20 protein-coding genes and 1 tRNA gene are annotated in these 23,433 nt (G+C 68.6%); 9 read left to right on the top strand and 12 right to left on the bottom strand.

The features are described 5' to 3' along the window. Positions 1-3: 3 nt before the first annotated feature. From coaD to ABAZ39_RS16515, 4 genes are all read left to right on the top strand, one after another. The gene (gene coaD, locus ABAZ39_RS16500; protein ID WP_014197255.1) at positions 4-552 is read left to right on the top strand and encodes a pantetheine-phosphate adenylyltransferase; all 549 of its coding nucleotides are present in this window, start codon (positions 4-6) and stop codon (positions 550-552) included. Positions 553-688: 136 nt separating this feature from the next. Continuing rightward, positions 689-764 (top strand) — tRNA-Lys (locus tag ABAZ39_RS16505). A 209-nt stretch (positions 765-973) separates the two neighbouring features. Then, the gene (locus ABAZ39_RS16510) at positions 974-1,798 is read left to right on the top strand and encodes a DUF3618 domain-containing protein (protein WP_081863107.1); all 825 of its coding nucleotides are present in this window, start codon (positions 974-976) and stop codon (positions 1,796-1,798) included. A gap of 10 nt (positions 1,799-1,808) precedes the next feature. Further along, entirely contained in the window at positions 1,809-2,819 is a 1,011-nt protein-coding gene (locus tag ABAZ39_RS16515; RefSeq protein WP_051658189.1) for a YihY/virulence factor BrkB family protein, read from the top strand. 27 nt (positions 2,820-2,846) lie between these two features. On the opposite strand, the gene ABAZ39_RS16520 is transcribed toward ABAZ39_RS16515, so the two are convergent. The 6 genes from ABAZ39_RS16520 to hflX form a co-directional block, all read right to left on the bottom strand. Then, a complete protein-coding gene (locus ABAZ39_RS16520) occupies positions 2,847-3,809 on the bottom strand; it encodes an acetyltransferase domain-containing protein (RefSeq protein WP_040134038.1) in 963 nt (320 codons plus the stop codon). Between the two features lie 75 nt (positions 3,810-3,884). Beyond that, the gene (locus ABAZ39_RS16525; RefSeq protein WP_051658190.1) at positions 3,885-4,835 is read right to left on the bottom strand and encodes a sensor histidine kinase; all 951 of its coding nucleotides are present in this window, start codon (positions 4,833-4,835) and stop codon (positions 3,885-3,887) included. Between the two features lie 216 nt (positions 4,836-5,051). Then, a complete protein-coding gene (locus ABAZ39_RS16530) occupies positions 5,052-7,046 on the bottom strand; it encodes an ATP-binding protein (RefSeq protein ID WP_040134039.1) in 1,995 nt (664 codons plus the stop codon). 292 nt (positions 7,047-7,338) lie between these two features. After that, complete coding sequence (gene ilvD / locus ABAZ39_RS16535; protein ID WP_040134040.1) at positions 7,339-9,204, bottom strand: dihydroxy-acid dehydratase; 1,866 nt, start codon at positions 9,202-9,204, stop codon at positions 7,339-7,341. Between the two features lie 167 nt (positions 9,205-9,371). Continuing rightward, on the bottom strand, positions 9,372-9,794 hold the full coding sequence (locus tag ABAZ39_RS16540; RefSeq protein ID WP_051658191.1) for a DUF2934 domain-containing protein: 423 nt from the start codon (positions 9,792-9,794) through the stop codon (positions 9,372-9,374). 125 nt (positions 9,795-9,919) lie between these two features. After that, positions 9,920-11,326, bottom strand: a complete 1,407-nt coding sequence (gene hflX, locus ABAZ39_RS16545) for a GTPase HflX (RefSeq protein WP_103039086.1) — start codon at positions 11,324-11,326, stop codon at positions 9,920-9,922. A gap of 146 nt (positions 11,327-11,472) precedes the next feature. On the opposite strand from hflX, the gene ABAZ39_RS16550 reads away from it, so the two are divergent. The 4 genes from ABAZ39_RS16550 to ABAZ39_RS16565 all read left to right on the top strand — a co-directional run bounded on the left by ABAZ39_RS16550 (position 11,473) and on the right by ABAZ39_RS16565 (position 14,966). Then, entirely contained in the window at positions 11,473-13,131 is a 1,659-nt protein-coding gene (locus tag ABAZ39_RS16550) for a phospholipid carrier-dependent glycosyltransferase (protein ID WP_247881705.1), read from the top strand. Between the two features lie 56 nt (positions 13,132-13,187). Next, positions 13,188-13,922, top strand: coding sequence for a TetR/AcrR family transcriptional regulator (locus tag ABAZ39_RS16555; protein ID WP_040134042.1), 735 nt, complete (start codon positions 13,188-13,190; stop codon positions 13,920-13,922). Between the two features lie 136 nt (positions 13,923-14,058). Further along, positions 14,059-14,490: a phasin family protein gene (locus tag ABAZ39_RS16560; protein WP_040134043.1), complete on the top strand. Its 432-nt coding sequence runs from the start codon at positions 14,059-14,061 to the stop codon at positions 14,488-14,490. A 140-nt stretch (positions 14,491-14,630) separates the two neighbouring features. Beyond that, positions 14,631-14,966, top strand: a complete 336-nt coding sequence (locus tag ABAZ39_RS16565; protein WP_040134044.1) for a tRNA-binding protein — start codon at positions 14,631-14,633, stop codon at positions 14,964-14,966. A gap of 78 nt (positions 14,967-15,044) precedes the next feature. Here the strand turns inward: ABAZ39_RS16565 and rimO are convergent, their stop codons facing one another. After that, positions 15,045-16,409, bottom strand: coding sequence for a 30S ribosomal protein S12 methylthiotransferase RimO (gene rimO, locus ABAZ39_RS16570; protein ID WP_051658390.1), 1,365 nt, complete (start codon positions 16,407-16,409; stop codon positions 15,045-15,047). Positions 16,410-16,757: 348 nt separating this feature from the next. Here rimO and ABAZ39_RS16575 point away from each other — a divergent pair, with 348 nt between their 5' ends. Then, complete coding sequence (locus tag ABAZ39_RS16575; RefSeq protein ID WP_040134045.1) at positions 16,758-17,195, top strand: MarR family winged helix-turn-helix transcriptional regulator; 438 nt, start codon at positions 16,758-16,760, stop codon at positions 17,193-17,195. A gap of 134 nt (positions 17,196-17,329) precedes the next feature. On the opposite strand, the gene ABAZ39_RS16580 is transcribed toward ABAZ39_RS16575, so the two are convergent. The 5 genes from ABAZ39_RS16580 to ABAZ39_RS16600 form a co-directional block, all read right to left on the bottom strand. Continuing rightward, positions 17,330-17,560: a formate dehydrogenase subunit delta gene (locus ABAZ39_RS16580; RefSeq protein WP_040134046.1), complete on the bottom strand. Its 231-nt coding sequence runs from the start codon at positions 17,558-17,560 to the stop codon at positions 17,330-17,332. Positions 17,561-17,591: 31 nt separating this feature from the next. After that, the gene (gene fdhD, locus ABAZ39_RS16585; protein ID WP_040134047.1) at positions 17,592-18,377 is read right to left on the bottom strand and encodes a formate dehydrogenase accessory sulfurtransferase FdhD; all 786 of its coding nucleotides are present in this window, start codon (positions 18,375-18,377) and stop codon (positions 17,592-17,594) included. 163 nt (positions 18,378-18,540) lie between these two features. Then, positions 18,541-21,357: a formate dehydrogenase subunit alpha gene (gene fdhF, locus ABAZ39_RS16590; protein ID WP_040134048.1), complete on the bottom strand. Its 2,817-nt coding sequence runs from the start codon at positions 21,355-21,357 to the stop codon at positions 18,541-18,543. Between the two features lie 19 nt (positions 21,358-21,376). Next, positions 21,377-22,942 carry a formate dehydrogenase beta subunit gene (locus tag ABAZ39_RS16595; protein ID WP_040134049.1) on the bottom strand — a complete coding sequence of 522 codons (1,566 nt, stop codon included), beginning with the start codon at positions 22,940-22,942 and terminating at the stop codon, positions 21,377-21,379. After that, on the bottom strand, positions 22,939-23,427 hold the full coding sequence (locus ABAZ39_RS16600) for a formate dehydrogenase subunit gamma (RefSeq protein ID WP_040134050.1): 489 nt from the start codon (positions 23,425-23,427) through the stop codon (positions 22,939-22,941). The genes ABAZ39_RS16595 and ABAZ39_RS16600 overlap by 4 nt, the downstream gene beginning before the upstream one ends. Positions 23,428-23,433 lie beyond the last annotated feature (6 nt).

Raw genomic sequence — 23,433 nt, forward strand, 5'->3', positions numbered from 1 at the left:
CCCATGGCCAAGCGCCGCATCGGTGTCTATCCCGGCACCTTCGACCCGATCACCAACGGGCACATGGACATCATCCAGCGGGCCTCGCGTCTCGTCGATCATCTGATCGTCGGCGTGGCCCGCAACGCCGGCAAAGGCCCGCTTTTCTCGACGGACGAGCGAGTGGCGATGGTCCGGGAGGACGTGACCGCCCTGAACAACGCCGGGGCCAGCATCGAGGTGCGGGCCTTCGACACGCTGCTGATGCATTTCGCGGTGGAGGTGAACGCCACCGTGATCATCCGCGGCCTGCGGGCGGTTTCGGACTTCGAATACGAGTTCCAGATGGCGGGCATGAACGCCCGCCTGAACCCGAAGATCGAGACCATGTTCCTGATGGCCTCGGAGAAGAGCCAATTCATTTCCTCCCGCTTCGTCAAGGAGATCGGGCGTCTGGGCGGTGACATCCGCGGCTTCGTCAGCGGCCGTGTGGCCGACCATCTGGCCGAACGTTTCGCCCTGGAAGCCGGCAACGGCGACGCCAGCAAGCAGATCCAGACCCTCAAACAGTGACGGGCAAACAGTGACGGCGCCGGGGCTGCGGCGGAGAGCGAAATTTTTGTGCGCTCCGTCCAACCCCGCTGTTGACCGGGGCGTCACCGCCCCCTATGTTGCGCCCCGCATCGGCAACAGGCCGCATGCTTTTTGTGATCCGGTAGCTCAGTCGGTAGAGCACGTGACTTTTAATCATGTGGCCGTGGGTTCGAGTCCCACCCGGATCACCATTCCCCTCAATAACTTAACGGTTTAACAGGGCATCCGTTCGAACTCCCTCGGCAAACCGGCCCGTGGCGCTTTGCAAAGGACGGGGTACTGCTCCCGGTCGCGGCCTGTTCAAATAGCCGATCCCTCGTGTCACCCCGGCAGAAAGCCGGAACCTTCGGCCAATTTCCGGTGTTGCTTGGCGGCAGCGTCAAGAGGGGGAGTCGCCGGCATGAACCGAGCCACCGATCCGTATGCCGACACCATGGGCGGCGTCGCGGCGGGCAACACAGCAAACACAACACCCACATCCGATGCCCCGGCAGCGCCGCAAGGCCGGCGTGGGACGGACGAGATCGAGCAGGACATCCACGCCATCCGTGGCCGCATGGACGCGGTTCTCGACGAAATCGAATTCCGCCTGTCGCCCGGCCAGATGTCAGGCGGTGTCATCGAGGTGGTGCGGGACGTGGTGGAGGGCAACCCGTCGCGCATGGCGCGCGCCATCCGCTCCAATCCCTGGCCGCTGGCCGTGATGGCGGCGGGCGCCCTGTGGTTCGCCTGGACTGTGTCGCGCACGCCGGAGGTCGAACCCGTCTCCTCCGGAGCGCCGGCGGGACGGGTCGTCGACGGGACGATCCAGGATGTGCTGAGCGTTCTGGTCGCCGCTTGCCGTCAGGGGGCCACCGGATTCCGTCAAGCCGACATGGTTCTGGACGATCCGGACCTGAAGGGGCGGCTGGCCCAGGTTGCCACCCAGTTCGACCGTAGCGCCGCCGCCTTGGAGGCGGAACTGGTGCGCCGCGGCGGCGGCCGCGATCTCCAGGCGCCGGTCCACGCGGTCTGGCGCGACCTGGACATGGAACTGGGCGGTCCGCGGACGCGCGGCGGGCTGCTCCGCGGGCTGGAAAGCGGTGTGGAGGGAACGCTGGGGCTGTTCCGCAACAGCCTTCACGATGACCTGCCCGAAGAGCTGACGGTGATCGTCGGCGCCCATTTCCATGAGATCGAGACGGTGCGTCACCGTGTCGGCGCTCTGCGCGAAGCGGTCGCGTGAGGGAGGGGGCATGCTGGGGTTGAGCCGTCACCACCGCAACCAGTATCCGCGCGTCGAGATGGGAGGGGGACGTGGACGGTCGGCGGCCCGGCCTTCCGACATTCCCAAGGCGGGCTGGAAGGACATCCTCTGGCGCACCTGGGAGGAGCAGGGAAAGGACAACATCTCCATCGTGGCGGCGGGGGTGGCCTACTACGCCCTGTTCGCCATCTTCCCGGCCATCGCCGCGCTGGTGTCGCTCTACGGCCTCGTCTTCGACCCGGCGGGGGTGGAGCAGCAGGTCAATCAACTGGCCGGTCTGCTGCCGCCGGAGGCGCTGAACGTGCTGCGCGATCAGGCGCGCAACGTGGCGTCGGCGCCGCAGGAGGGGCTGGGCTTCGGCGTTCTGTTCGGCCTTGTCCTGACGCTGTGGAGCGCGTCGCGCGGCACCAACTCGTTGATCACCGCGCTGAACATCGCGTATGGCGAAGAGGAACGGCGCAGCTTCATCCGGCTTGCCGGGCTGTCGCTGGTGTTGACGCTGGCCGGTTTGATCTTCGTGATCGTGACGCTGGCGCTGATCGTGGCGGTGCCGGCGGCCATCAATTTCCTCGGCCTGCGGGACACCCCGATCGGCTGGGCCGCCAGCCTCGCGCGTTGGCCGATCCTGGCGGTGGCGATCGTGCTGGCGCTCGCCGTGCTCTACCGCTACGGCCCGGATCGGCGGCAGCCGAAATGGCGCTGGGTTACCTGGGGATCGGCCATCGCCACGGCGCTGTGGATCATCGCCTCGGTGGGCTTCTCGGTCTACGTCTCGAACTTCGGCAGCTACAACCAGACCTACGGGTCGGTCGGGGCGGGCGTGGTGCTGCTGCTGTGGTTCAACCTGACCTCCTACGTGATCCTGATGGGGGCGGAGCTGAACGCGGAGATCGAGCACCAGACCGCCCGCGACACCACGGAAGAGGATGGGCGCGGCCCGAAGCCGATGGGTCATCGGGACGCCTATGTCGCCGACACGGTGGGAAAGCGCCGTGCGTAGCGCTTTCCCCTGCCGGATGCTGTCGGGTCAGCGGCTGCCGCAACTCTGAATGACGCCGTCGACCTTGCGGGCAGCGTCCGCGCTCAGCCGGTCGTGGACGAAGTCGGACCACAGGCCGGCCCGGTTCAGATCGTCGGCCACGCAGCGGCAGGTGGCGGTGCAATGCGCCATCTCGCCGCCACTGCTGGTGCAGGTCGCCACGCAGGAGGTCTGGAAACTGCGGACGTCCGCCGGGTCGGCGCCAATCCCCATCGCCAGCAAGGACAGCGTACCGAACAGAACGGGCTGGTGAAGCAGATAGACCGCCAGACTGTGCCGGCCGGCCCAGGCGAACCCGCGCCCGACCGCTCCGCCCGGAGTCTTCTCCGGGCCGGGACGCCACAGGCGACCCAGCGCCATCCCGAACAGGAAGCCGCCGAACCACGGAAAGAGCGGCACGTAGTCGTTCGATTCCGGCTCGAAGGTCATCAGCCCGATCCAGCGCAGCCAGGGCTCATCGAACAGCGGAAGGGTGATGGTCTCGCCCAGCGCGATCACCGCCACGCCGAGCAGCAGAAGCCCCGGCCAGGGGAGGCGCAGCAGCGCGAGGCCGAGAAGACTCGCCACCGCCATGTGGTGCAGCACGCCGAAGACGATCGGGCTGTCCGGAAACATGACCACCGACACCGCCGACACGCCGGCCGCCGCCAGAACGAGCAGGGCGAAGCGCCGCAGGAAGCGGCGCCGGTCGATGCCGCCTTCCGCCGCCAGGACGAGGCTGAGACCCGACAGGATCAGGAAGCTGCCGAGGATGCCGGTGCGCGCGGCCAGCCAGAGCGGATCGCCGAACAGGTCGAAATCGGCCAAGCCGAGATAGGTCAGGTCCCAGGAGCCGTGATAGAGGGCCATGGCGAGCAGCGCCACGCCACGCGCCGTGTCGATGACGCCGACGCGCCGTGCCGTCTTGGTCGCCGAGGGCGCCGATGCGGATGGGGTGGGGAGGATGGGCATGGCGCGACTTTTGCCGGAACGGCGCGCCGCTGTCCACCGATGCCCGCCAGGAAAGGCCTATCGGGAAAAGGCCTGTCAGGAAGCCATGGTCTGGGTCAGGACCAGCCGGGCCGTGGTGCCCTGTCCGCGCGATCCGGTCATGCTGAAGGTTCCGCCGATCTGGGCGGCCAGCGAGCTGACGATCTTCAGGCCGAGGCTGGAGGGGCGCGTCAGGGTGAAGCCATCGGGAAGGCCCGCACCGTCGTCATGCACCGTCAGGACCAGTGCCCCATCGTCGGCCCGCAAGTCGACGCCGATCCGCCCGGCCTCGCCGTTGGGGAAGCCGTGCTCCAGCGCGTTGCTGACCAGCTCGGCGAGGATCAGGGCCAGCGGGATCAGGGTGTCCGGCGGCAGATCGGATTCGGCGGCGCTGACCGTGCAGTCGACCCGCTCCGCCCCGGACGTTTTGAGGATGTCCTGGCACAGTTCGCGCAGGAACGGCTCCATGTCCATCGGCCCGTCATGGGGGGCGTGAAGCCGGCGGTGCAGGCGGCCCAGCGTGGACAGCCGTCCGGCGGCCTCCTCCAGCGCGCGGCGGGCTTCGGGATCCCTGACCTTGGACTTCTGGATCGCGATCAGCGAGGAGGCGAGCTGAAGGTTGTTGGAGACGCGGTGCTGAAGCTCGCTGAACATCACCTGGGTCTGCTGCGTCAGGCGGGCGCTGCGGTTGCGTTCCTCCGCCAGCCGTTCCAACGCCACGTTCAGGATGTGGATCACGGCGATGTCGACCGCCACGACCAACCCGAAGAAACCCAGCGCCAAGGCGCTGCCTGGGTTCAGATCAAGCGATTGGTTGGGGCCGAGGAAGAAATACCAGGAGGCCAGCCCGCTCAGCAGCGCCGTCAGGATGCCCGGCCACAGCCCGGCGAGGAAGGTGGTGACGATGACCGCCGGGAAGAAGGTCAGGAAGGGGAACCCCGCCGGCAGCCGGTCGTCCAGGGCGAGGCGCGCCACCAGGGCGACGGCGAAGGTCGCCAGAGCGAACATGAACCCCAAACCCTTGTGCCCGCGCAATCGGGTGAACTGGGCAAGAGTCATATGCGGCGGTCGTCCGTTTCGAAAGCGGGGAACGGACGAAGCCGTCCGCGGAGGGAAGCGACTACGATATGGAGATTCGTATGCGAACGCACCGCCTTTTATACGGGTGCTTGGCAAATTAAGTTCGATCTTCGTGCGGTTTGTCCGGCGCTTGGCCGCGGGTCTTCAGTCGGACGTCACGGATCTGCGGAAATCAGTGCATAGACCAAGCAACGGCGCCATCGAGCGGTGTGCGGCGATGCGGGTGGCGGTGTCCAGGGGCTGCCGGGCCGCGGTGATGTTCCCCTGGTCGGCCAACCCGCGGGCCAGCGCGAGTCGCGCCCAGGCTTCGTCGCCCAGCTGTCCGGCGGCCACGGCTTTTTCGGCGGCGTCGCGGGCATTGCGGACGGCGTCCTCCGGCTGACCGGACAGCAAAGCGGCTTTGGCGATCCAGATGAGGATTTGCGGCTCGTGGCGCCGGATGCCGAGCATCCGAGCATGTTCCCGGCTGCCCAGCAGCAAGGACGCTCCATCATTGAGCGCTCCGGTGCGAACCAGCGCATAACCCAGCGCACCCAGGACCAGGGGTTGGCAGGTATGCAGGCGGATCGTTTCGGTGATGGCGACGGCCTGCTTCAACGGCTCCACCGCCATGGCGTAGCGCTGCGCGGTCAGCGCGGCCCAGCCGAGATGCAGACAGGCCAGAGCGCGGGATGCGGCGTGGCCGTCATCCTCCGCCCGGGCGAGCGCCGCGCGGGCCAGCCGCAGCGCCTCCTCCGGATCACCCAACTCCGCCCGGCAACGCGCCCGGTGCGCGGCGATGCAGACCGGCGCCAACGCGGTCGGGCCGTGGAGACGGCACGTTTCCCCGCGCGTTGCCAACGCGGCGGCGGCGCGCAGAACGCTGTCGGCGTAGCGGAAACGGCCTTCTTCGGTCAAGCCTCGGCCCAGTTTGATGAGCATCTGCACCTGTTGACCGGGGCTTTGGCTTTCCCGCCAGAGCCTCAACGCCCGCAGGCCCGTCCGCCGGGCTGCCGTCAGGTCGCCGCCGGCCCAGCGCAGAGTGGCCAGAAGCGACAAGGCGCGTGCGATGCGCGGCCGGTCCCCAAGGTCTTCGGCAAGCGCCAGGGCCTTCTCCGCCGCCGTTATGGCGCCGCCGTCCGGTGATGGTCGGGTGCGGGCCAGGGCGGCCCACACATCGATCCGGCGTTGCGCGTGCCGCCGGGTTTCGGGCAGCCGGTCCAGCGCGGCCAGGGCATCCATGTAATGACGGGCGGCGTCGGCCAGGCGGCAGTCGGTCTCCGCCCGTCGTCCGGCGTGCCGTGCGCTGGCGCAGGCCAGCGCCCAATCGCCCGCCAACGGAGCGTGATGGGTCATCCACTCGATCCGTCCCGGCCGCCGGTCGTGGCGCAGATCCCCAAGCAGCGCGGCGTGCGGCCTCGGATCATCCTCGTCCTCGTTCTCGTTGGGGCCGGCGACGTCGGGTGGTCTCCCAGTGGGCACCGGCAGAGTGATGCGCCGTGCCGTGCCGGGGGGCTCCCAACCGTCGGGCCGACCGCGCGGCACGGGGGAGCGGATGGCGAGCAGGCACAGGCGTGCATCGTCGACGGCGTTGCTCAGCGCGTCCAGCAGGGGCACCGTCAGCCCGCGCGTCCACTGGGCGTTTTCCACCACGCTCAGGATGGGGCGCTCGAAGCACAGGTCCAGAAGGGCGGCGGTCAGCCCTTCCACTTGGAACGCGGCCCGTTGCGTGCCGTCCAGCCCCAGCCAGAGCGGGTGGAGCGAGGGAAGACCCAACAGGCCGCGCACCGCTTCTCCGGCCAGATCACCGCCGCCGCGTTCGGCGGCCAGGGCGATATCCCGACGGGCTTCATCCGGAGGAGCATCGGCCAAGGGCAGAAGGCTGATGGCGACCGCGTCGAGATCGTCGGGTCCTCCCAGCGGCGGCAGCAGGGACTGCGGCCAGCGCAGGACGCTGAAACTGGCGGCGACGGGGCTGCCGACGAGCGCGGCAAGCAGACCGTCGGCGGTCCCCTCCGCAGCGGTCAGGGACAGGACGGAACCGATGCCTTCCTCGGCCCGGTGCAGGGCATGCGCGATGTCCGCCAGCGCGCGCCGGAGCGCGACACCGTCAGGTGGCGCCCCGGCATGATCCCGAGCGACGGACCGCGGTTGCGCCATCGGTCTCCCCGTGATGTTGATCTTACGGAACGCACATCCCGCGACGGCATTCCGGAGGGTGTGGAAAGACAATGGCAGATTTCGCGGTGGTTGGCCTGTGCTTCTTTTGGTGATGGAAGCGGAGGATTGGAGACATACTGCCGCATGCCCTGCTGCGGATCATTGCTCCTGGAAAGAGAAACGGCGCCGCGGAATGCCACGGCGCCGTTTCTCTTTCATGTCGCGTTCACAACCCTGCCAAAAGTCTTAACCGGAAGGTTCTGGTCCCTTCGGTTGAGCTTTCGGCGACGCGTCAGCGCTTCACGGCGATGCCTTCCACTTGCGACACGTCACGGACCGCGCCGCGGTCGGCGCTGGTGGTCAGGGCGGCGTAGGCGCGCAGCGCCGGCGAGACGACGCGGTTGCGGTTGGCCGGCTTCCAGGCGTCGGCGCCCTTTGCGTTCTCGGCGTCGCGGCGGCGCTGCAACTCCTCGTCGGACAGGGCGAGGTTGATCTTGCGGTTGGGGATGTCGATTTCGATCCGGTCGCCGTCCTGGACGAGGCCGATGGCGCCGCCCTGCGCCGCTTCCGGCGAGGCGTGGCCGATCGACAGGCCCGAGGTGCCGCCGGAGAAGCGGCCGTCGGTGACCAGGGCGCAAGCCTTGCCCAGCCCTTTCGACTTCAGGTAGCTCGTCGGGTAGAGCATCTCCTGCATGCCGGGGCCGCCGCGCGGGCCTTCGTAGCGGATGACCACCACGTCGCCCGCCTTGACCGTGTCGCCCAGGATGGCCTCGACCGCCGCGTCCTGGCTTTCGAAGACGCGGGCCGGGCCGGCAAAGACGAGGTTGGAGGCGTCCACGCCCGCCGTCTTCACGATGCAGCCCTTCTCGGCGATGTTGCCGAACAGCACGGCGAGCCCGCCGTCCTTGCTGAAGGCGCTGTCGACGGAGCGGATGACGCCCTTGTCGCGGTCGAGATCCAGATCCGGCCAGCGCTTCTCCTGGCTGAAGGCGATGGTCGTCGGGATGCCGCCGGGGGCGGCCTTGAACATGGTGTGGACGCCCTCGTCCTGGGTGCGCTTGACGTCCCAGCGGTCCAGCGCGTCGCCCAGCGTCTTGGCGTGAACGGTCGCGACGTCGCGGTTCAGCAGCCCGCCGCGGTCGAGCTCGCCCAGGATGCCGAAGATGCCGCCGGCCTTGTGAACGTCCTCGATGTGGACGTCGGACACCGCCGGGGCGACCTTGCAGACGTTGGGCACGCGGCGCGACAGCCGGTCGATGTCGGCCATGGTGAAGGGCACCTGACCCTCCTGCGCGGCGGCCAGCAGGTGCAGCACCGTGTTGGTCGAGCCGCCCATGGCGATGTCGAGCGTCATGGCGTTCTCGAACGCCTCGAAGGTGGCGATGCCGCGGGGCAGGGCGGTGGCGTCCTCCTCCTGGTACCAGCGGCGGCACAGCTCCACCGCCATGCGGCCGGCGGCCAGGAACAGCTCCTTGCGGTCGGCGTGGGTCGCCAGGATCGTGCCGTTGCCGGGCAGGGAGAGGCCCAGCGCCTCGGTCAGGCAATTCATCGAGTTGGCGGTGAACATGCCGGAGCAGGAACCGCAGGTCGGGCAGGAGCCGCGCTCCATCACCGCCGCCTCCTCGTCGGTCACCGTCGGGTCGGCGGCGGCGACCATGGCGTCGATCAGGTCCACGGCCTTGGTCTTGCCGCGCCAGTTGACCTTGCCGGCCTCCATCGGGCCGCCCGACACGAAGACCGCCGGGATGTTCAGCCGCATGGCGGCCATCAGCATGCCGGGGGTGATCTTGTCGCAGTTGGAGATGCAGACCAGCGCGTCGGCGCAGTGGGCGTTCACCATATACTCGACGGCGTCGGCGATCAGCTCGCGCGAGGGCAGGCTGTAGAGCATGCCGTCGTGGCCCATGGCGATGCCGTCGTCCACGGCGATGGTGTTGAACTCCTTGGCGACACCGCCGGCCTTCTCGATCTCGCGGGCGACGAGTTGGCCCAGATCCTTCAGGTGGACGTGCCCCGGCACGAACTGGGTGAAGGAATTGGCGATCGCGATGATCGGCTTGCCGAAATCGCCGTCCTTCATGCCCGTCGCGCGCCACAGGCCGCGGGCGCCCGCCATGTTGCGGCCGTGCGTGGAAGTGCGGGAGCGATAATGCGGCATGTCTCTACCTCAGGGATCGAACATTGCGTGCGGATGCGCAGGGGCAGCAACACTAGCAATCCCGAAGGGCAGAAACCAGACCTCTCGTTCCCTTTTCCGTCCCATTTTCCGGCAGGCGGGGCATAGGAGCTTTGCGGAGAACGGGGATGGGGGAGCGCCCCGCCCCCTCAGCCGCGCGAGGCGTCCCGGCGCGACGCCTTGCCCGGTTTTCCGCTGGCCGCCCCGCCGCGGGAGATCTGGCCGCCGGTCTTGGTCGTTCCGGTCTGCTCCGTCCGCCCGGCGGCCACCGCCGACAGATTCTCCGCCGCCGCCCGCGTGCCGCTGGCGCGAGCGGCTTTGGGCGTGGCTTTGGGTTTGGCGGGGACCGGCTTCGCTGCGGTCGGCTTCGAACGCCGTTTCGGTGAGGCATCCGACGCGCTGCTTTCCGTCTCCTCGCTTTGCCGCTCGGCGCGAATCTCGTCGTCGACCTCGGCTTCGGCCTGGGCCCAATGCTCGTCATGCCGTCCGTCGGGGCGGCCATCCCGTTCCCAGATGTCGTGGGCGCGGCGGCGAACACGCTCGGCCCGATCCTGTCCCGGCTTTTCGGTCATGGGGCTGCCTCCTCCTGGTCATGGCGGGTCGGGGTCACGGACCGGCCTGTCCGTCACAACGCAGGAGAGCGGCAGTGGTTTCCGGACATCCGGAAGTGCGGGCCAAAAGACGGAAGGCGTATCGTTCAGCGGCTTTCCTGTCCGATGAACCGGCTTTCGAAACGGGCGGCGTCGGCGGGGGCCAGGGCGACATGCACATGGGCCTGTCCATCCTCGTCCCGGCGGTCCAGCACCTGCCCATGCTCGTACAGCCACGCCAGGGCGCGCCCGTCCGCAAGGTTCACGCTCAGTTCCAACACCTGCCGACCAGCCGATATGCGCCGGTCCAGCAGATCCAGCAGATCGTCCAGACCCTCCCCGGTCAGGGCGGACACCGCGACGGCGCGCTCCTCCCCCTCCATCATCCGTTGGTTGGCGAGGCGCATGTGGAGCGCGCCGCGGGCGGTCGCGGGCATCTGGTCGGTCTTGTTCAGAACCTCCACCACCCGCGGGTCGTTGGCGGCGTCGATCCCGAGGTCGGCCAGCACCGAATCCACGTCCGCCTTCTGCGCCGCCGCATCGGGGTGCGAGACGTCGCGGACATGCAGGATCAGGTCGGCGGCCTGCACCTCCTCCAGCGTCGCGCGGAAGGCGGCGACGAGCTGGGTCGGCAGCTCCGACACGAAGCCCACCGTGTCGGACAGAGCCATGGTCTTGCCGGAGGACAGAACGAGCCGGCGCACCGTGGGGTCGAGCGTCGCGAACAGCATGTCCTCGGCGGTGACGCTGGCGCCGGACAGCCGGTTGAACAGGGTGGATTTGCCGGCGTTTGTGTAGCCGACCAGCGCCACCAGCGGCGTGCCACCCCGCTGCCGGGCGGAGCGGTGCAGCTTGCGCGTCCGCCGGACCTCCTCAAGATCCGATTTCAGGCGGATGATACGCTCGGCGATCAGGCGGCGGTCGAGTTCGAGCTGGCTTTCGCCGGGACCGCCCAGGAAGCCGAAGCCGCCGCGCTGCCGCTCCAGGTGGGTCCAGGACCGCACCAGCCGCGAGCGCTGGTAGGTCAAGGCCGCCAGTTCGACCTGCAACTGGCCCTCGCGCGTGTGGGCGCGGTCCCCGAAGATCTCCAGGATCAGGCCGGTGCGGTCGATCACCTTGGCCATGCAGCGGCGTTCGAGGTTGCGCTGTTGCACCGGGCTCAGCGGATGGTCGATCACCACCAGATCGGCGTGGAAGGCTTCGACCATGCCGCCGATCCGCTCGGCGGTGCCGCGCCCGAACAGGGTGGCAGGATCGGGACGGGCAACGTGGATCACCTCGGCGTGCGGCACCTCAAGGCGGATGGCCTGGGCAAGCGCGATCGCTTCGGCGAGGCGCGCGTCGGGCTGGCGCGCCGCGCCGTGTCCTTGGTCGGGGTGCGTTGGCAGAACGGGCAGGATGACCAGGGCGCGGCCCGCGGAGGGCGGTGCCGGGCCGTCAGGTTCGTGGACCTGGGCGCTGCGGGAAACGGAGGCGGTGGAACGGGGTGACGGGCGGTCGTCGGAATCTGGCATCGGGCTGGCACCGTTCCTTCAGGCAAAGGGGTTGGGCGATCAGGAGTTGCAGGTCCGCAAAAAACAGCCCGCTGCTGCCGCGGTTCCAAAACCGTCCGGAATCGTGCACAAACCGCTGGCGTGTAACCTCTGGACATACTCCGATCATGTCATCCTTGGACCGCGGCGCCACCTCCCGACAGACGGCTCCCCAGACGGCCATGGCCAAAGGCTCCGTCGGGGTGCCCGGCGCCGGCATGCTGGACCGCTGGCCCTGGTGGGGGCTGTGCGCGGGGCTGGCGGCGGTGATGGTGGCGTCGGCGGTGGCGATCGGTTTCCGCACACCCTACTGGTCGCACGCCGACCAGGATCTGGTGCTGGCCTATCACGGACTGCTGTTCAACGAGGGGCTGCCCCAGGAGTATTTCGACCATCCCGGCTACACCTATTTCCTGGTGATCGAAGTCTGGTACCGGCTGCTGCACGGGCTGGGTCTGATGCCGGTCGTCACCCTGTCGGGCCTGCCGCCGGCTGCCGACACCGCCGCCTACAACGCCGCCTGGCAAAATCTGGTGGAGGCCGGGCGGGCGCTGTCCATCCTCATCACCACGGCCTTCGCGCTGGTCTACGCCAACCTCGTCCGCGCGCTGGTCGGCGACCGCCGGGTGGCCTTCCTTGCCGCCGTGGTGATGGCCTTCGGGATCGGGCTGTCCACCCAGGCGCGGCAGATGCGCACCGATCTGCTGTCGGCCTCCTTCGTGGTCACGGCGCTTCTCCTGGTTCTGGTCGCCATCCGCACCGCGCCGGGCTGGCGGCCCCTGTTGCTTCTCGGGCTCGCCGGGCTGCTGGCCGGACTGGCGATGGTGACGAAGATCCAGGCGATCTTCCTGGCGCTGGGCATCCCGGTGATCGCTCTGGCCTTCGGGCGCCGCTTCGCCGGGGAGGGCGGACAGCATTGGATCGCCGCCGGCATTCTGGGGCTGGCGGCTGCCGCCGCTGCGCTGCCCGCGGTGGCCCTGATCCAGCATGGCATCGCCAGCGCCGGCCAGTCGCTCTATCCCTACCGCCCGGTCGGCGGCGGGCTGTCGGGAGTCTATCAGGGGATCATCGTCGGCTGGGTCGTTCTCGGCATGGCCGTCTACGCGGCGGTGTGGCGGGTGCGCCTGTCCTACGCGGTGGCGGCCATGGCGGCGGTCGTGCTCGGGCTGGCGCTCGGCGTGCTCGCCCTGACAATCCGCCCGCACGAGCAGAACGTCATCGCCGTCGCCAACCTGATCGAGCACATGTTCGTCTTCACCACCTGGAAGCATCAGGCCGCGCTCCAGGGGCAGGAGCAGGTGCTGTCGGACGGGCTGGTGACGCTGCTGGCGAAGGGGCTGTGGCGCACGCTGGCGATCCGCACCATCGTTTTCCACCCCGACAACATCCCACAGACCGTGGTGGTGGAGTGGTTCATCATCGGGGGCTGCATCGTCCTGTGGCGCCGGGGGGAGCGGGTGGGCGCGGCGCAGGCGGCGCTTCTGCTGCTGGTCGCCTGGGGGCTGGAGACGCTGTTCTCCCTGCGCGGCTTCCAGCGGGCCTACGCCGCATACACCGACCCGCTGATGGGGCTCGCCGCGGCCTGGGTCCTGCTGCGCCTGCCCGGCCTGCTGGAGCGTGCCCGGACGCGGCGCTGGATTGTCGGCACGGTGGCGTTGATCGTCGTCGTCGCCCAGGTCTGGCCGGCCATCGAGGCCATCCGCCTGCCCAACCCCGCCGGCCAGTGCGGCTGGATTCCCACCTATATGAAGCACGTCGAGCCCTTCCCCTTCTGCCGCCCCGGTTGAGGTGCGGCGTGGGCGTCCCACATCATGGGGACAGGCTGACCACGAGGCTCGACCCCATGGACGACACCGCCGACACCCGCTGGAAGACCGATCCCGAAGCCCCCGACGCCGCGGAGCACGCCGCGGAAGGGGGAGGCGCCGATGAGCTGGACCGGCGGGTGGCGGCCGCGGCGATGCGGCTCGCCGCCGGGCAGGGGTGGCGCAACACCGGCCTGCTGGCGATCGCGCGGGCGGCGGGGGTGCCACCCGGCGCCTTCTACCGCCGTTTTCCTTCCCGCTCCGACGTGCTGGCGGCCGTGTCGCGGGTCGCCGACACCGCGGTCCTTGCCGACGATGCCCCGGTCGGTCCGGACGAGAGCGCCCGCGACCGGCTTTTCGATGTGATGATGCGCCGTTACGACGCGCTGCTTCCTTACCGGGGCGGCCTGCGCTCGGTCGTCCGCGATCTGCGGCGGGAGCCGCTGACCGCGCTGGCCTTCTCCCGCCATTTCGGACGGTCGATGGCCTGGATGCTGCGCGCCGCGGGGGTGGAGGCCGACCGCACCGGCGGCGCCCTGTTCGTGGCCGGGCTGGGCGCGGTGCAGGCGCGGGTCATGCGCGTCTTTCTGGAGGACGACAGCGCCGACCTGTCGCGGACCATGGCGGCGCTCGATTCCGAGCTGCGGCGGGCGGAGCGCTGGGCTGGGGCATTACGCCGCAGATCCGGACGCGCTTCTCCGACCGAATCACCGCCGCCGCAGCAGGGCACCGGGGAAACGGCCGGGGAACCAGGAAGCGCGTCCGCTGGTTGAGGTTCCATGAGCCGCGGTGTAGCCCCTGGTGCGACGCACAAGGGCGTTGACTATCTTTTTGGCAATCTGCATAGTCGCGCCACAGGTTTGCTGCGTCGCAGCATGCCCGCAAATCCTTTCGTCGGGGGTGAGAACCATGGCCAAGCAGTCGTCCGGTAACCCGTTCCTCGAATTCGATCTGTCCAAGGTGCTGGGCGATTACAAGGTGCCCGGCCTCGACGTCGAGTCGATCCTGGCGAGCCAGCGCAAGAACATCGAGGCGGTGACCGCCGCCAACCAGCTCGCGATCGAGGGTCTGCAGGCCGTGCTCCGCCGCCAGGCCGAGATCGTCCGTTCCTCCGTCGAGGAGGCCGGCAGCTATGTGAACCAGGTCGCCGCCGCCGGCACGCCGGAAGAGAAGGCCGCCAAGCAGGCCGAACTGGTCAAGGTCGCCTTCGAGAAGGCCCTGTCGAACATCAAGGAACTGGCCGAGCTGGTCGCCAAGTCCAACACCGAGGCCGCCGACGTGCTGTCCAAGCGCGTGTCGGAGAGCCTGGACGAGGTCAAGGCCGCCATCGCCAAGAAGTAAGCATCTCTCCCGCCGGAGAGTGCCGCAAAGGGCCGCCCACCGGGGCGGCCCTTTCGCGTTTCAGCTTCGGCACCGCCGGTGCTAGCCTTGCCCGTGACGATTGAAACCATGACAACCGCAACAGGGCAGGGACGAGACCCGTGACCATCAGTTATGACGATTTCCTGAAGGTGGACATCCGCGTCGGCACCATCACCGCGGCGGAGCCCTTTCCGGAGGCGCGCAAGCCGGCCTACCAGCTGACCATCGATTTCGGGCCGGAGATCGGCACCCGGCGCAGCTCCGCCCAGATCACACGCCACTACACGCTCGACGAACTGGTGGGCCGGCAGGTGCTGGGGGTGGTGAACTTCCCGCCCAAGCGCATCGGCCCCTTCACCAGCGAGGTCCTGTGCCTGGGCCTGCCCGATGCGGAGGGCGAGGTCGTGCTGGTCGGGCCGGGGCAGGGCGTGCCGAACGGCGGGCGCCTATACTGAGTCTGCTGCTGAGTCTGCGGACAGCAAAAGGGCCGGGAGGCAGCGCCGTCCCGGCCCTTTTGTTTTGGGCGAAGCGCCTTACTCGGCGCGCTCGATGGAGCCCCAGAGGTCGTATTCGTCGGCGTGCTCGATGGTCACGTCCACGATGTCGCCCGGCTTGACGTTTGTCTCACCGTTCAGGAAGACGTTGCCGTCGATCTCCGGCGCGTCGGCGTAGGAGCGGCCGATGGCGCCCTCCTCGTCGACCTCGTCGATGAGGACGCCCAGCGTGAAGCCGACCTTCTGCTGGAGCCGCTCGGCGCTGATCGCCTTCTGGGTCTCCATGAAGCGCTCCCAGCGCTCCTGCTTGACCTCTTCCGGAACGGCGCCGAGCAGGTCGTTGGCGGTGGCGCCCTCGACCGGCTCGTACTTGAAGCAGCCGACGCGGTCGAGCTGCGCTTCCTTCAGCCAGTCCAGCATGAACTGGAAGTCCTCCTCCGTCTCGCCGGGGAAGCCGGTGATGAAGGTGGAGCGCAGAACCAGATGCGGGCATTCCTGCCGCCACTTCCGGATGCGGTCGAGCTGCTTCTCCTGGGCCGCCGGGCGGCGCATGGCCTTCAGGACGGTAGGCGAGGCGTGCTGGAACGGGATGTCCAGATAGGGGAGGATGCGGCCCTCCGCCATCAGCGGGATCACCTCGTCCACATGCGGGTAGGGGTAGACGTAGTGCAGGCGCACCCAGACGTCGAAGTTCGCCAGCTCGCGACAGAGGTCGATGAAGCGGGCCTTCACCTTGCGCCCGTACCAGTCCTCTTCCGCATACTTGCGGTCGACGCCGTAGGCGCTGGTGTCCTGGGAGATGACCAGCAGCTCCTTGACGCCGGCGGTCGCCAGCTTCTCCGCCTCGCGCAGGACCGAGACGACCGGACGGCTGACCAGATCGCCGCGCAGGGACGGGATGATGCAGAAGCTGCAGCGGTTGTTGCAGCCCTCGGAAATCTTCAGGTAGGCGTAGTGGCGCGGGGTCAGCCGCAGCCCTTCCGGCGGCACCAGATCGGTGAAGGGATCATGCACCGGCGGCACGGCGTCGTGCACGGCGTTGACCACCTGCTCGTACTGGTGGGGACCGGTGACGGCCAGCACGTCCGGATGGACCTGCCGGATCATGTCCGATTCCACGCCCATGCAGCCGGTCACGATGACCCGGCCGTTTTCCTTGATCGCCTCACCGATGGCTTCCAGCGATTCCTTCTTGGCGGAATCGAGGAAGCCGCAGGTGTTGACCAGCACGACGTCCGCACCGTCGTAGGACGGCGAGATGTCGTAGCCTTCGGCGCGCAGGCGCGTGAGGATGCGCTCGGAGTCGACGAGCGCTTTGGGGCAGCCCAGGCTGACGATCCCCACCTTGGGGGAGGACGCCGGGTTGGTCTTGAAACCGGGAATGGACGGGGGCGTGCTGGTCATGGCGCGCATATATAGGCGAGTCGCGGCGCAACGCCAGACAAAACGCGCGGCGCAGCCCCGACACGAGGTGGTAGGTGCCCTGCGTTGTCTCCGCACCGCTCCGGAAATCCCCGGATGGCGCCACAGGGGGGTGCGACACCTTGTGCTGGATGAGCTTTAAGGTCAATGTTTCGTTTACTGTGCCGATGCCGTAGTGTGCGCCCCGTCGTCGGGGGTGGGGGAGTCGTGGACTTGCCTACTGTGGTATGTTAGTTTTGCAACCATATAGTCTCTGCATCGTACAGACTCGCGGACGGCGTCCCGCCGCGCTCCGGGTCAAATTTTGACAACTGTCGAGACCCCGCTGCCATGTCGAAAAGCCCCCAGTCCCTGGCATCGGCGCAGGCGATCGCCGAGGTCATGATGCACATCGGTCACATCGCCGACAGCATGGGCTACACGCAGGGTTTGAAACCGTCGCAGTGGACGGCGCTGCGCTATTTCGCGCGCGCCAACGACAGTCAGCGGACGGTGTCCGCCTTCGCCGATTTCCACGCGACGACCCGCGGCGCGGCGTCCCAGATGGTCGAGGTTCTGGTGACGAAGGAGTTGCTGACGCGGGTCCCCGTGCCGGAGGACCGCCGCGTCGTGCAGCTACACCCGACGGAGAAGGCGTTGGCGCTTCTCGAATACGACCCGTTGAAGGATTTCGCCGCGGTCATCGCGGCCCTGCCGGGGCCGGAGCAGTTCCAACTGGCGGATCTGCTGACGCGCGTGCTGAAGGGGTTGCTGAGCCAACGGGCCTGAACAGGAGAGAGGTGCTGTTGCCGGAGAGAGGTGCTGTTGCCCCCTCCCTAACCCTCCCCCGCTTCGCAGGGGAGGGGACAATTTCTCCCTCCCCTGCGAAAGCGGGGGAGGGTCGGGGTGGGGGAAATGATCTTTTACGCGCTCCCCACGGTCGGCCCCTTCAGCCGCTCGACCGCCTGGGTGACGATCTCGTGCAGACCTTCACCGCCCGCGCTGCTGTGCTCCAGCAGGCGCTGACGCATGCGTGGCTCCCAGAAGGCGCGGATGTGGCCGGCGGTCTCGATCACCGCCTCGTCCTTCGGGTAGGACTGGAAATAGCTGGCGATCTGATTCGCCATGCGGACGAGTTCGCGTGTGGTGTCCATGGGTCGGCTCCCGGAAATTTGCTTTTCTTCGTCAACGGAACAGCATGACGCCGTTGCCGCGCGCGCGCGCGGCCAGAGTCATGCCGGCGGCGCGGGCGAGCTTCAGCGCCAGCGCCGTGGGGGCGGAAATGGTGGCGAGCATGGGGATGCCGATGGTCGCGGCCTTCTGGACCAGCTCGAAGCTGCACCGGCTGCTCATCACCGCGAAGCCGCCGGACGGGTCGATCCCCGCACGGGCGAGGGCGCCGGCCAGCTTGTCGAGCGCGTTGTGCCGCCCGACGTCCTCCCGCGCCATCACGATGCGCCCGCCCGGCCCGGCCCAGGCCGCGGCGTGCAGGGACTTGTTGGCGCGGTTCATCGGCTGGTGGTCGGGCAGGGCGGCGAAGGCGGCGGCCACCGCCTCCACCGACGGGGTGAAGCCCGCCGTCACCCGCGGCGGTTCGCGCACCGCGTTGGCGAGGCTGTCCACCCCGCACAGGCCGCAGCCGCTCCGCCCTTCCATCGAGCGGCGGCGGAGCGAGCCGCGCAGAAGACGCAACGGGTCGGCCTCGATGGACAGGACGATGCCGTCCTCCACCGGGCGGACGTCGACGCGGTCGATGTCGGCGGCGCTGCCGACGATTTCCTCGCACAGGCTGAAGCCCAGCGCGAAGTCCTCCAGGTCGGCGGGCGTCGCCATCATCACGGCGTGGGAGCGTCCGTTGTATTCGAACGCCACCGGAGTCTCCTCGGCGACCAGCCACGTCACGTCAGCCTGATTGGCCGCTTCCGGAAAGCCGGTGCCGCTGGCCGGCAGGGAATGGGCGAGTGACTGCATCGTTGGTCTCCTGTTTTCCCTCTCCCGCCCCGGGAGAGGGAAGGGGCCTGCGCGCAGCGCGGGAAGGGTGAGGGTGCTGACAAGTATCATCCACTGATCTTTGGACGACCCTCACCCGGCCGCTTCGCGTCCACCCTCTCCCGGGACGGGAGAGGGGTTCGGATTACTCCGCCGCCACTTCCACCAGGTCGCCGCGGCGGATCTGCCAGTCGGACGGGTGGTTGCTCAGCGTCACCTGCACCGCGGTCACCTTGTATTCGGGGCAGTTGGTGGCCCAATCCGAATTCTCGGTGGTGACCACGTTGGCGCCCGTCACCGGGTGGTGGAAGGTGGTGTAGACCACGCCCTGCGGCATCCGGTCGGAGATGCGCGCCCGCAGCGTGGTGGCGCCGATGCGGCTGGCGATGGACACCAGATCGCCGTCGCGGATGCCCCGCTCCTCGGCGTCGTGGGCGTGGACCTCCAGGATGTCCTCCGGGTGCCACGCCACGTTGGCGGTGCGGCGGGTCTGGGCGCCGACGTTGTAGTGGCTGAGGATGCGGCCCGTCGTCAGGATCAGCGGGTAGAAGCGCGAGGCGCGCTCCTCCGTCGGCACATACTCGGTGATCATGAAGCGGCCCTGGCCGCGCACGAAGCCGTCGGCGTGCATGATCGGCGTGCCGACCGAGTCCTCGTCGGTGCAGGGCCATTGCACGCTGCCCACCCGGTCCAGCTTCTCGAAGCTGACGCCGGAGAAGGTCGGGGTCAGGCGGGCGATCTCGTCCATGATCTGCGCGCCGCTGCGGTAGAACATGGGATAGCCCATGGCGGTGGCCAGATCGCAGACGACTTCCCATTCCTGCTTGCCGGTCTTGGACGGCATCACCGGGCGGACGCGGTTGATGCGGCGCTCGGCGTTGGTGAAGGTGCCGTCCTTCTCCAGGAAGGAGGTGCCGGGCAGGAAGACGTGGGCGAAGGCCGCGGTCTCGTTCAGGAACAGGTCCTGCACCACGACGATCTCCATGGCCCGCAGGGCGGCGAACACATGCTGGGTGTTCGGGTCGGACTGGGCGATGTCCTCGCCCTGGACGAACAGGCCCATGAAGGTGCCGTCCACCGCGGAGTCGAACATGTTGGGGATGCGCAGGCCCGGCTCGGGGTCGAGCGCGGCGTTCCACACCTCCTCGAACTGCTGGCGGACCACGTCGTCGGAGACGTGGCGGTAGCCGGTCAGCTCGTGCGGGAAGGACCCCATGTCGCAGGAGCCCTGGACGTTGTTCTGGCCGCGCAGCGGGTTCACGCCGACGCCGTCACGCCCGATGTTGCCGGTCGCCATGGCGAGGTTCGCCATGCCCATCACCGCCGTGGAGCCCTGGCTGTGTTCGGTGACGCCCAGGCCGTAATAGATGGCCGCGTTGCCGCCGGTGGCGTAGAGCCGGGCCGCCGCGCGCATCTCCGCCGCCGGGATGCCGGTGTACTGCTCGGTGTTCTCCGGGGAGTGGCGCGGGTCGCGGACGAAGGCTTCCCACCGGGCGAACTCCATCGGGTCGCACCGGTCGGCCACGAAATCGCGGTCGACCAGTTCCTCGGTCACGATCACGTGGGCCAGCGCGTTCATCGCGGCGACGTTGGTGCCGGGACGGAGCTGGAGGTGGTGCGTGGCCGAGACGTGCGGGCTGCGCACGAGGTCGATGCGGCGCGGGTCGATGACGATCAGCTTGGCGCCCTGGCGCAGCCGCTTCTTCATGCGGGAGCCGAAGACCGGGTGGCCGTCCGTCGGGTTGGCGCCGATGACCAGGATCACGTCGGACTTGTCGACGCTCTTGAAGTCCTGCGTGCCGGCAGAGGTGCCGAAGGTCTGCTTCAGGCCGTAGCCGGTCGGGGAATGGCAGACGCGGGCGCAGGTGTCGACGTTGTTGTTGCCGAAGGCGGCACGGATCATCTTCTGGACGACATACACCTCCTCGTTCGTGCAACGGGACGAGGTGATGCCGCCGATGGAGCCGCGGCCGTATTTCTGCTGGACCGCGCGCAGGCGGGTGGCGGCGTAGGTGATCGCCTCCTCCCAGGACACGACGCGCCACGGATCGTCGATGCTCTCGCGGATCATCGGCTGCGTCTGGCGGTCGGCGTGGGTGGCGTAACCCCAGGCGAAGCGGCCCTTGACGCAGGAATGGCCCTCGTTGGCGCCACCATCCTTGTGGGGGACCATGCGGACCACGGTTGTGCCCTTCATCTCCGCCTTGAAGGAGCAGCCGACACCGCAATAGGCGCAGGTGGTGATGACGCTGTGCTCCGGCTGGCCCAGCTCGATCAGCGACTTCTCGGTCAGGGTGGCGGTCGGGCAGGCCTGGACGCAGGCGCCGCAGGACACGCACTCGCTGTCCATGAACTGTTCGAGCGCTCCCGGCGACACCTTGCTGTCGAAGCCGCGCCCGTCGATGGTCAGGGCGAAGGTGCCCTGGACCTCGCCGCAGGCCCGCACGCAGCGCGAGCAGACGATGCATTTCGACGGGTCGAAGGTGAAGTAGGGGTTGCTCTCGTCCTTCACGGCGGCGCGGTGGTTCTCACCCTCGTAACCGTAGCGGACGTTGCGCAGGCCGACCGCGCCGGCCATGTCCTGAAGCTCGCAATTGCCGTTGGTCGGGCAGGTCAGGCAGTCCAGCGGGTGGTCGGAGATGTACAGCTCCATCACGCCGCGGCGCAGCCGGCCCAGACGCTCATTTTGGGTGTGCACCTTCATGCCCGGGGCGACCGGCGTGGTGCAGGAGGCCGGCGTGCCGCGCCGCCCCTCGATCTCCACCATGCACAGGCGGCAGGAGCCATAGGCGTCCAGCATGTCGGTGGCGCAGAGCTTCGGGACGGTGATGCCGGCTTCCATCGCCGCGCGCATCACCGAGGTGCCTTCCGGCACGGTCACCGTGCGGCCGTCGATGTCCAGCGTCACCATGGTGGCGGACTCGCGGGCCGGGGTGCCGTAATCGATGTCTTGGATGGACATGGGGTCTGGTCCTTTCCGCTCACTCGGCCGCGACAGCCGCGGGGCTGCGGGTGAAATCCTCGGGGAAGTGCTTCAGGGCGCTGCGCACCGGGATCGGCGTCATGCCGCCCATGGCGCAGAGCGAGCCGTCGGTCATGACCTCGCACAGGTCGTTGAGCAGCGTGATGTTCGCCGCCACCTTCTCGCCGGCGATGATGTGGTCCATCACCTCGACGCCGCGCACCGCGCCGATGCGGCAGGGGGTACACTTGCCGCAGGATTCGGCGGCGCAGAACTCCATGGCGAAACGGGCCTGTTTGGCCATGTCGACGCTGTCGTCGAAGACGACGATGCCACCGTGGCCGACCATGGCCTCGACCGCTGCGAAAGCCTCGTAATCCTTCGGCAGCTCGAACAGCGAGGGCGGCAGGTAGGCGCCGAGCGGGCCGCCGGCCTGCACCGCCCGGATCGGCCGCCCGGTGATGGTGCCGCCGCCGAACTCGTAGAGCAGTTCGTGCAGGGTGACGCCGAAGGCCTTCTCGACGATGCCGCCGTGCTTGATGTTGCCGGCGAGCTGGAAGGCCAGCGTGCCGCGCGACCGGCCGACGCCGAAGTCGCGGTAGTGGTTGGCGCCCTTGTCCAGGATGATCGGGACCGAGGTCAACGACAGCACGTTGTTGACGATGGTCGGCTTGCCGAACAGGCCCTCCAGCGCCGGCAGCGGCGGCTTGGCCCGGACGGTGCCGCGCTTGCCCTCCAGGCTTTCCAGCATGGAGGTCTCCTCGCCGCAGATGTAGGCGCCGGCGCCGACGCGGACGTCGAGGTGGAAGCGGTGGCCGGTGCCGTGGATCTCGTCGCCCAGCCACTTTTCGTCATAGGCCAGCCGGATCGCCTCGCGCATCGTCGCGACGGCGTGCGGGTACTCGGAGCGGATGTAGATGTAGCCCTCGGTGGCGCCCACCGCGATGGCGGCGATGGTCATGCCTTCGATCAGGCAGAAGGGGTCGCCCTCCATGATCATGCGGTCGGCGAAGGTGCCGCTGTCGCCCTCGTCGGCGTTGCAGCAGATGTACTTCTGGTCCGCCTGGGCGTTCAGCACCGTGTTCCACTTGATGCCGGTCGGGAAACCGGCGCCGCCGCGGCCGCGCAGGCCGGATTCGGTGACTTCGGTGACGATCTCCGCCGGGGTCATGGCGAGCGCCCGCTCCAGCCCGCGGAAGCCGCCGTGCAGCCGGTAATCCTCGACCGACAGCGGGTCGATGATGCCGCAGCGGGCGAAGGTCAGCCGCTCCTGCTTGGCGAAGTAGGGGATCTTCTCGGTCAGGCCATGGGCCAGAGCGTGGTCGGCGCCTTCGAGGAAGCCGGCGTCGAACAGCCCGGCCACGTCCTCGGCCATCACCGGGCCGTAGGCGACGCGGCCCTCGGGCGTTTCCACCTCGACCAGCGTCTCCAGCCACAGCATGCCGCGGGAGCCGTTGCGGACGATGCGCAGAGGGATGCCCCGCTTTGTGGCCTCGGCGCGGATGGCGGCGGCGGTCTCGTCGGCGCCCACCGACAGGGCGGCGGCGTCGCGCGGCACGTAGATGGTGTGCAGGGGTTCGCTCATCGCGCGGCCTCCGTGGCCAGGGTGGAGGCGGTGATGGCGTCGAAGCGGGCCGGGCTGACCCGGCCGTGCAGCGTCTCGTCCACCATCACGGCGGGGGCCAGGGCGCAGTTACCCAGGCAGAAGACCGGCTCCAGCGAGAAGGCGTCGTCGGCGGTGGTCTCGTGGAAGTCCACCTTCAGACGGCGGCGGATGTGGTCGATCAGCCCGTCGGCGTTCATCGACTGGCAGGCCTCGGCCCGGCAGACCTTGATCGTGTGGCGGCCTGGACGGCTGCGGCGGAATTCGTGGTAGAAGGACACCACCCCGTGCACGTCGGCGCGCGACAGGTTCAGCTCACGCGCCAGCAGCGGGATGGCCTCCTCGTCGATGCAGCCGAACTCTTCCTGAAGAGCGTGCAGCATCGGCAGCAGGGCCCCGCGCAGGTGACGGTTGGCGGCGATCACCGCCGTGGCGCGTTCCTCGCTCCATGGAGATCGGGCGTTCATGGTCTC

This window comes from Azospirillum argentinense, assembly GCF_000632475.1.
GTDB lineage: Bacteria > Pseudomonadota > Alphaproteobacteria > Azospirillales > Azospirillaceae > Azospirillum > Azospirillum baldaniorum.

Bases quoted from the DNA above. Each gene is read 5' to 3' on its own strand.
- ABAZ39_RS16555 (WP_040134042.1), top strand. From the start codon at position 13,188: ATGGACGACACCGCCGACACCCGCTGGAAGACCGATCCCGAAGCCCCC.
- ABAZ39_RS16560 (WP_040134043.1), top strand. From the start codon at position 14,059: ATGGCCAAGCAGTCGTCCGGTAACCCGTTCCTCGAATTCGATCTGTCC.
- ABAZ39_RS16580 (WP_040134046.1), bottom strand. From the start codon at position 17,560: ATGGACACCACACGCGAACTCGTCCGCATGGCGAATCAGATCGCCAGC.
- ABAZ39_RS16600 (WP_040134050.1), bottom strand. From the start codon at position 23,427: ATGAACGCCCGATCTCCATGGAGCGAGGAACGCGCCACGGCGGTGATC.
- coaD (WP_014197255.1), top strand. From the start codon at position 4: ATGGCCAAGCGCCGCATCGGTGTCTATCCCGGCACCTTCGACCCGATC.
- ABAZ39_RS16530 (WP_040134039.1), bottom strand. From the start codon at position 7,046: ATGGCGCAACCGCGGTCCGTCGCTCGGGATCATGCCGGGGCGCCACCT.
- ABAZ39_RS16575 (WP_040134045.1), top strand. From the start codon at position 16,758: ATGTCGAAAAGCCCCCAGTCCCTGGCATCGGCGCAGGCGATCGCCGAG.
- ABAZ39_RS16540 (WP_051658191.1), bottom strand. From the start codon at position 9,794: ATGACCGAAAAGCCGGGACAGGATCGGGCCGAGCGTGTTCGCCGCCGC.
- ABAZ39_RS16595 (WP_040134049.1), bottom strand. From the start codon at position 22,942: ATGAGCGAACCCCTGCACACCATCTACGTGCCGCGCGACGCCGCCGCC.
- rimO (WP_051658390.1), bottom strand. From the start codon at position 16,409: ATGACCAGCACGCCCCCGTCCATTCCCGGTTTCAAGACCAACCCGGCG.
- ABAZ39_RS16515 (WP_051658189.1), top strand. From the start codon at position 1,809: ATGCTGGGGTTGAGCCGTCACCACCGCAACCAGTATCCGCGCGTCGAG.
- ilvD (WP_040134040.1), bottom strand. From the start codon at position 9,204: ATGCCGCATTATCGCTCCCGCACTTCCACGCACGGCCGCAACATGGCG.
- hflX (WP_103039086.1), bottom strand. From the start codon at position 11,326: ATGCCAGATTCCGACGACCGCCCGTCACCCCGTTCCACCGCCTCCGTT.
- ABAZ39_RS16550 (WP_247881705.1), top strand. From the start codon at position 11,473: ATGTCATCCTTGGACCGCGGCGCCACCTCCCGACAGACGGCTCCCCAG.
- fdhF (WP_040134048.1), bottom strand. From the start codon at position 21,357: ATGTCCATCCAAGACATCGATTACGGCACCCCGGCCCGCGAGTCCGCC.
- ABAZ39_RS16525 (WP_051658190.1), bottom strand. From the start codon at position 4,835: ATGTTCGCTCTGGCGACCTTCGCCGTCGCCCTGGTGGCGCGCCTCGCC.
- fdhD (WP_040134047.1), bottom strand. From the start codon at position 18,377: ATGCAGTCACTCGCCCATTCCCTGCCGGCCAGCGGCACCGGCTTTCCG.
- ABAZ39_RS16510 (WP_081863107.1), top strand. From the start codon at position 974: ATGAACCGAGCCACCGATCCGTATGCCGACACCATGGGCGGCGTCGCG.
- ABAZ39_RS16520 (WP_040134038.1), bottom strand. From the start codon at position 3,809: ATGCCCATCCTCCCCACCCCATCCGCATCGGCGCCCTCGGCGACCAAG.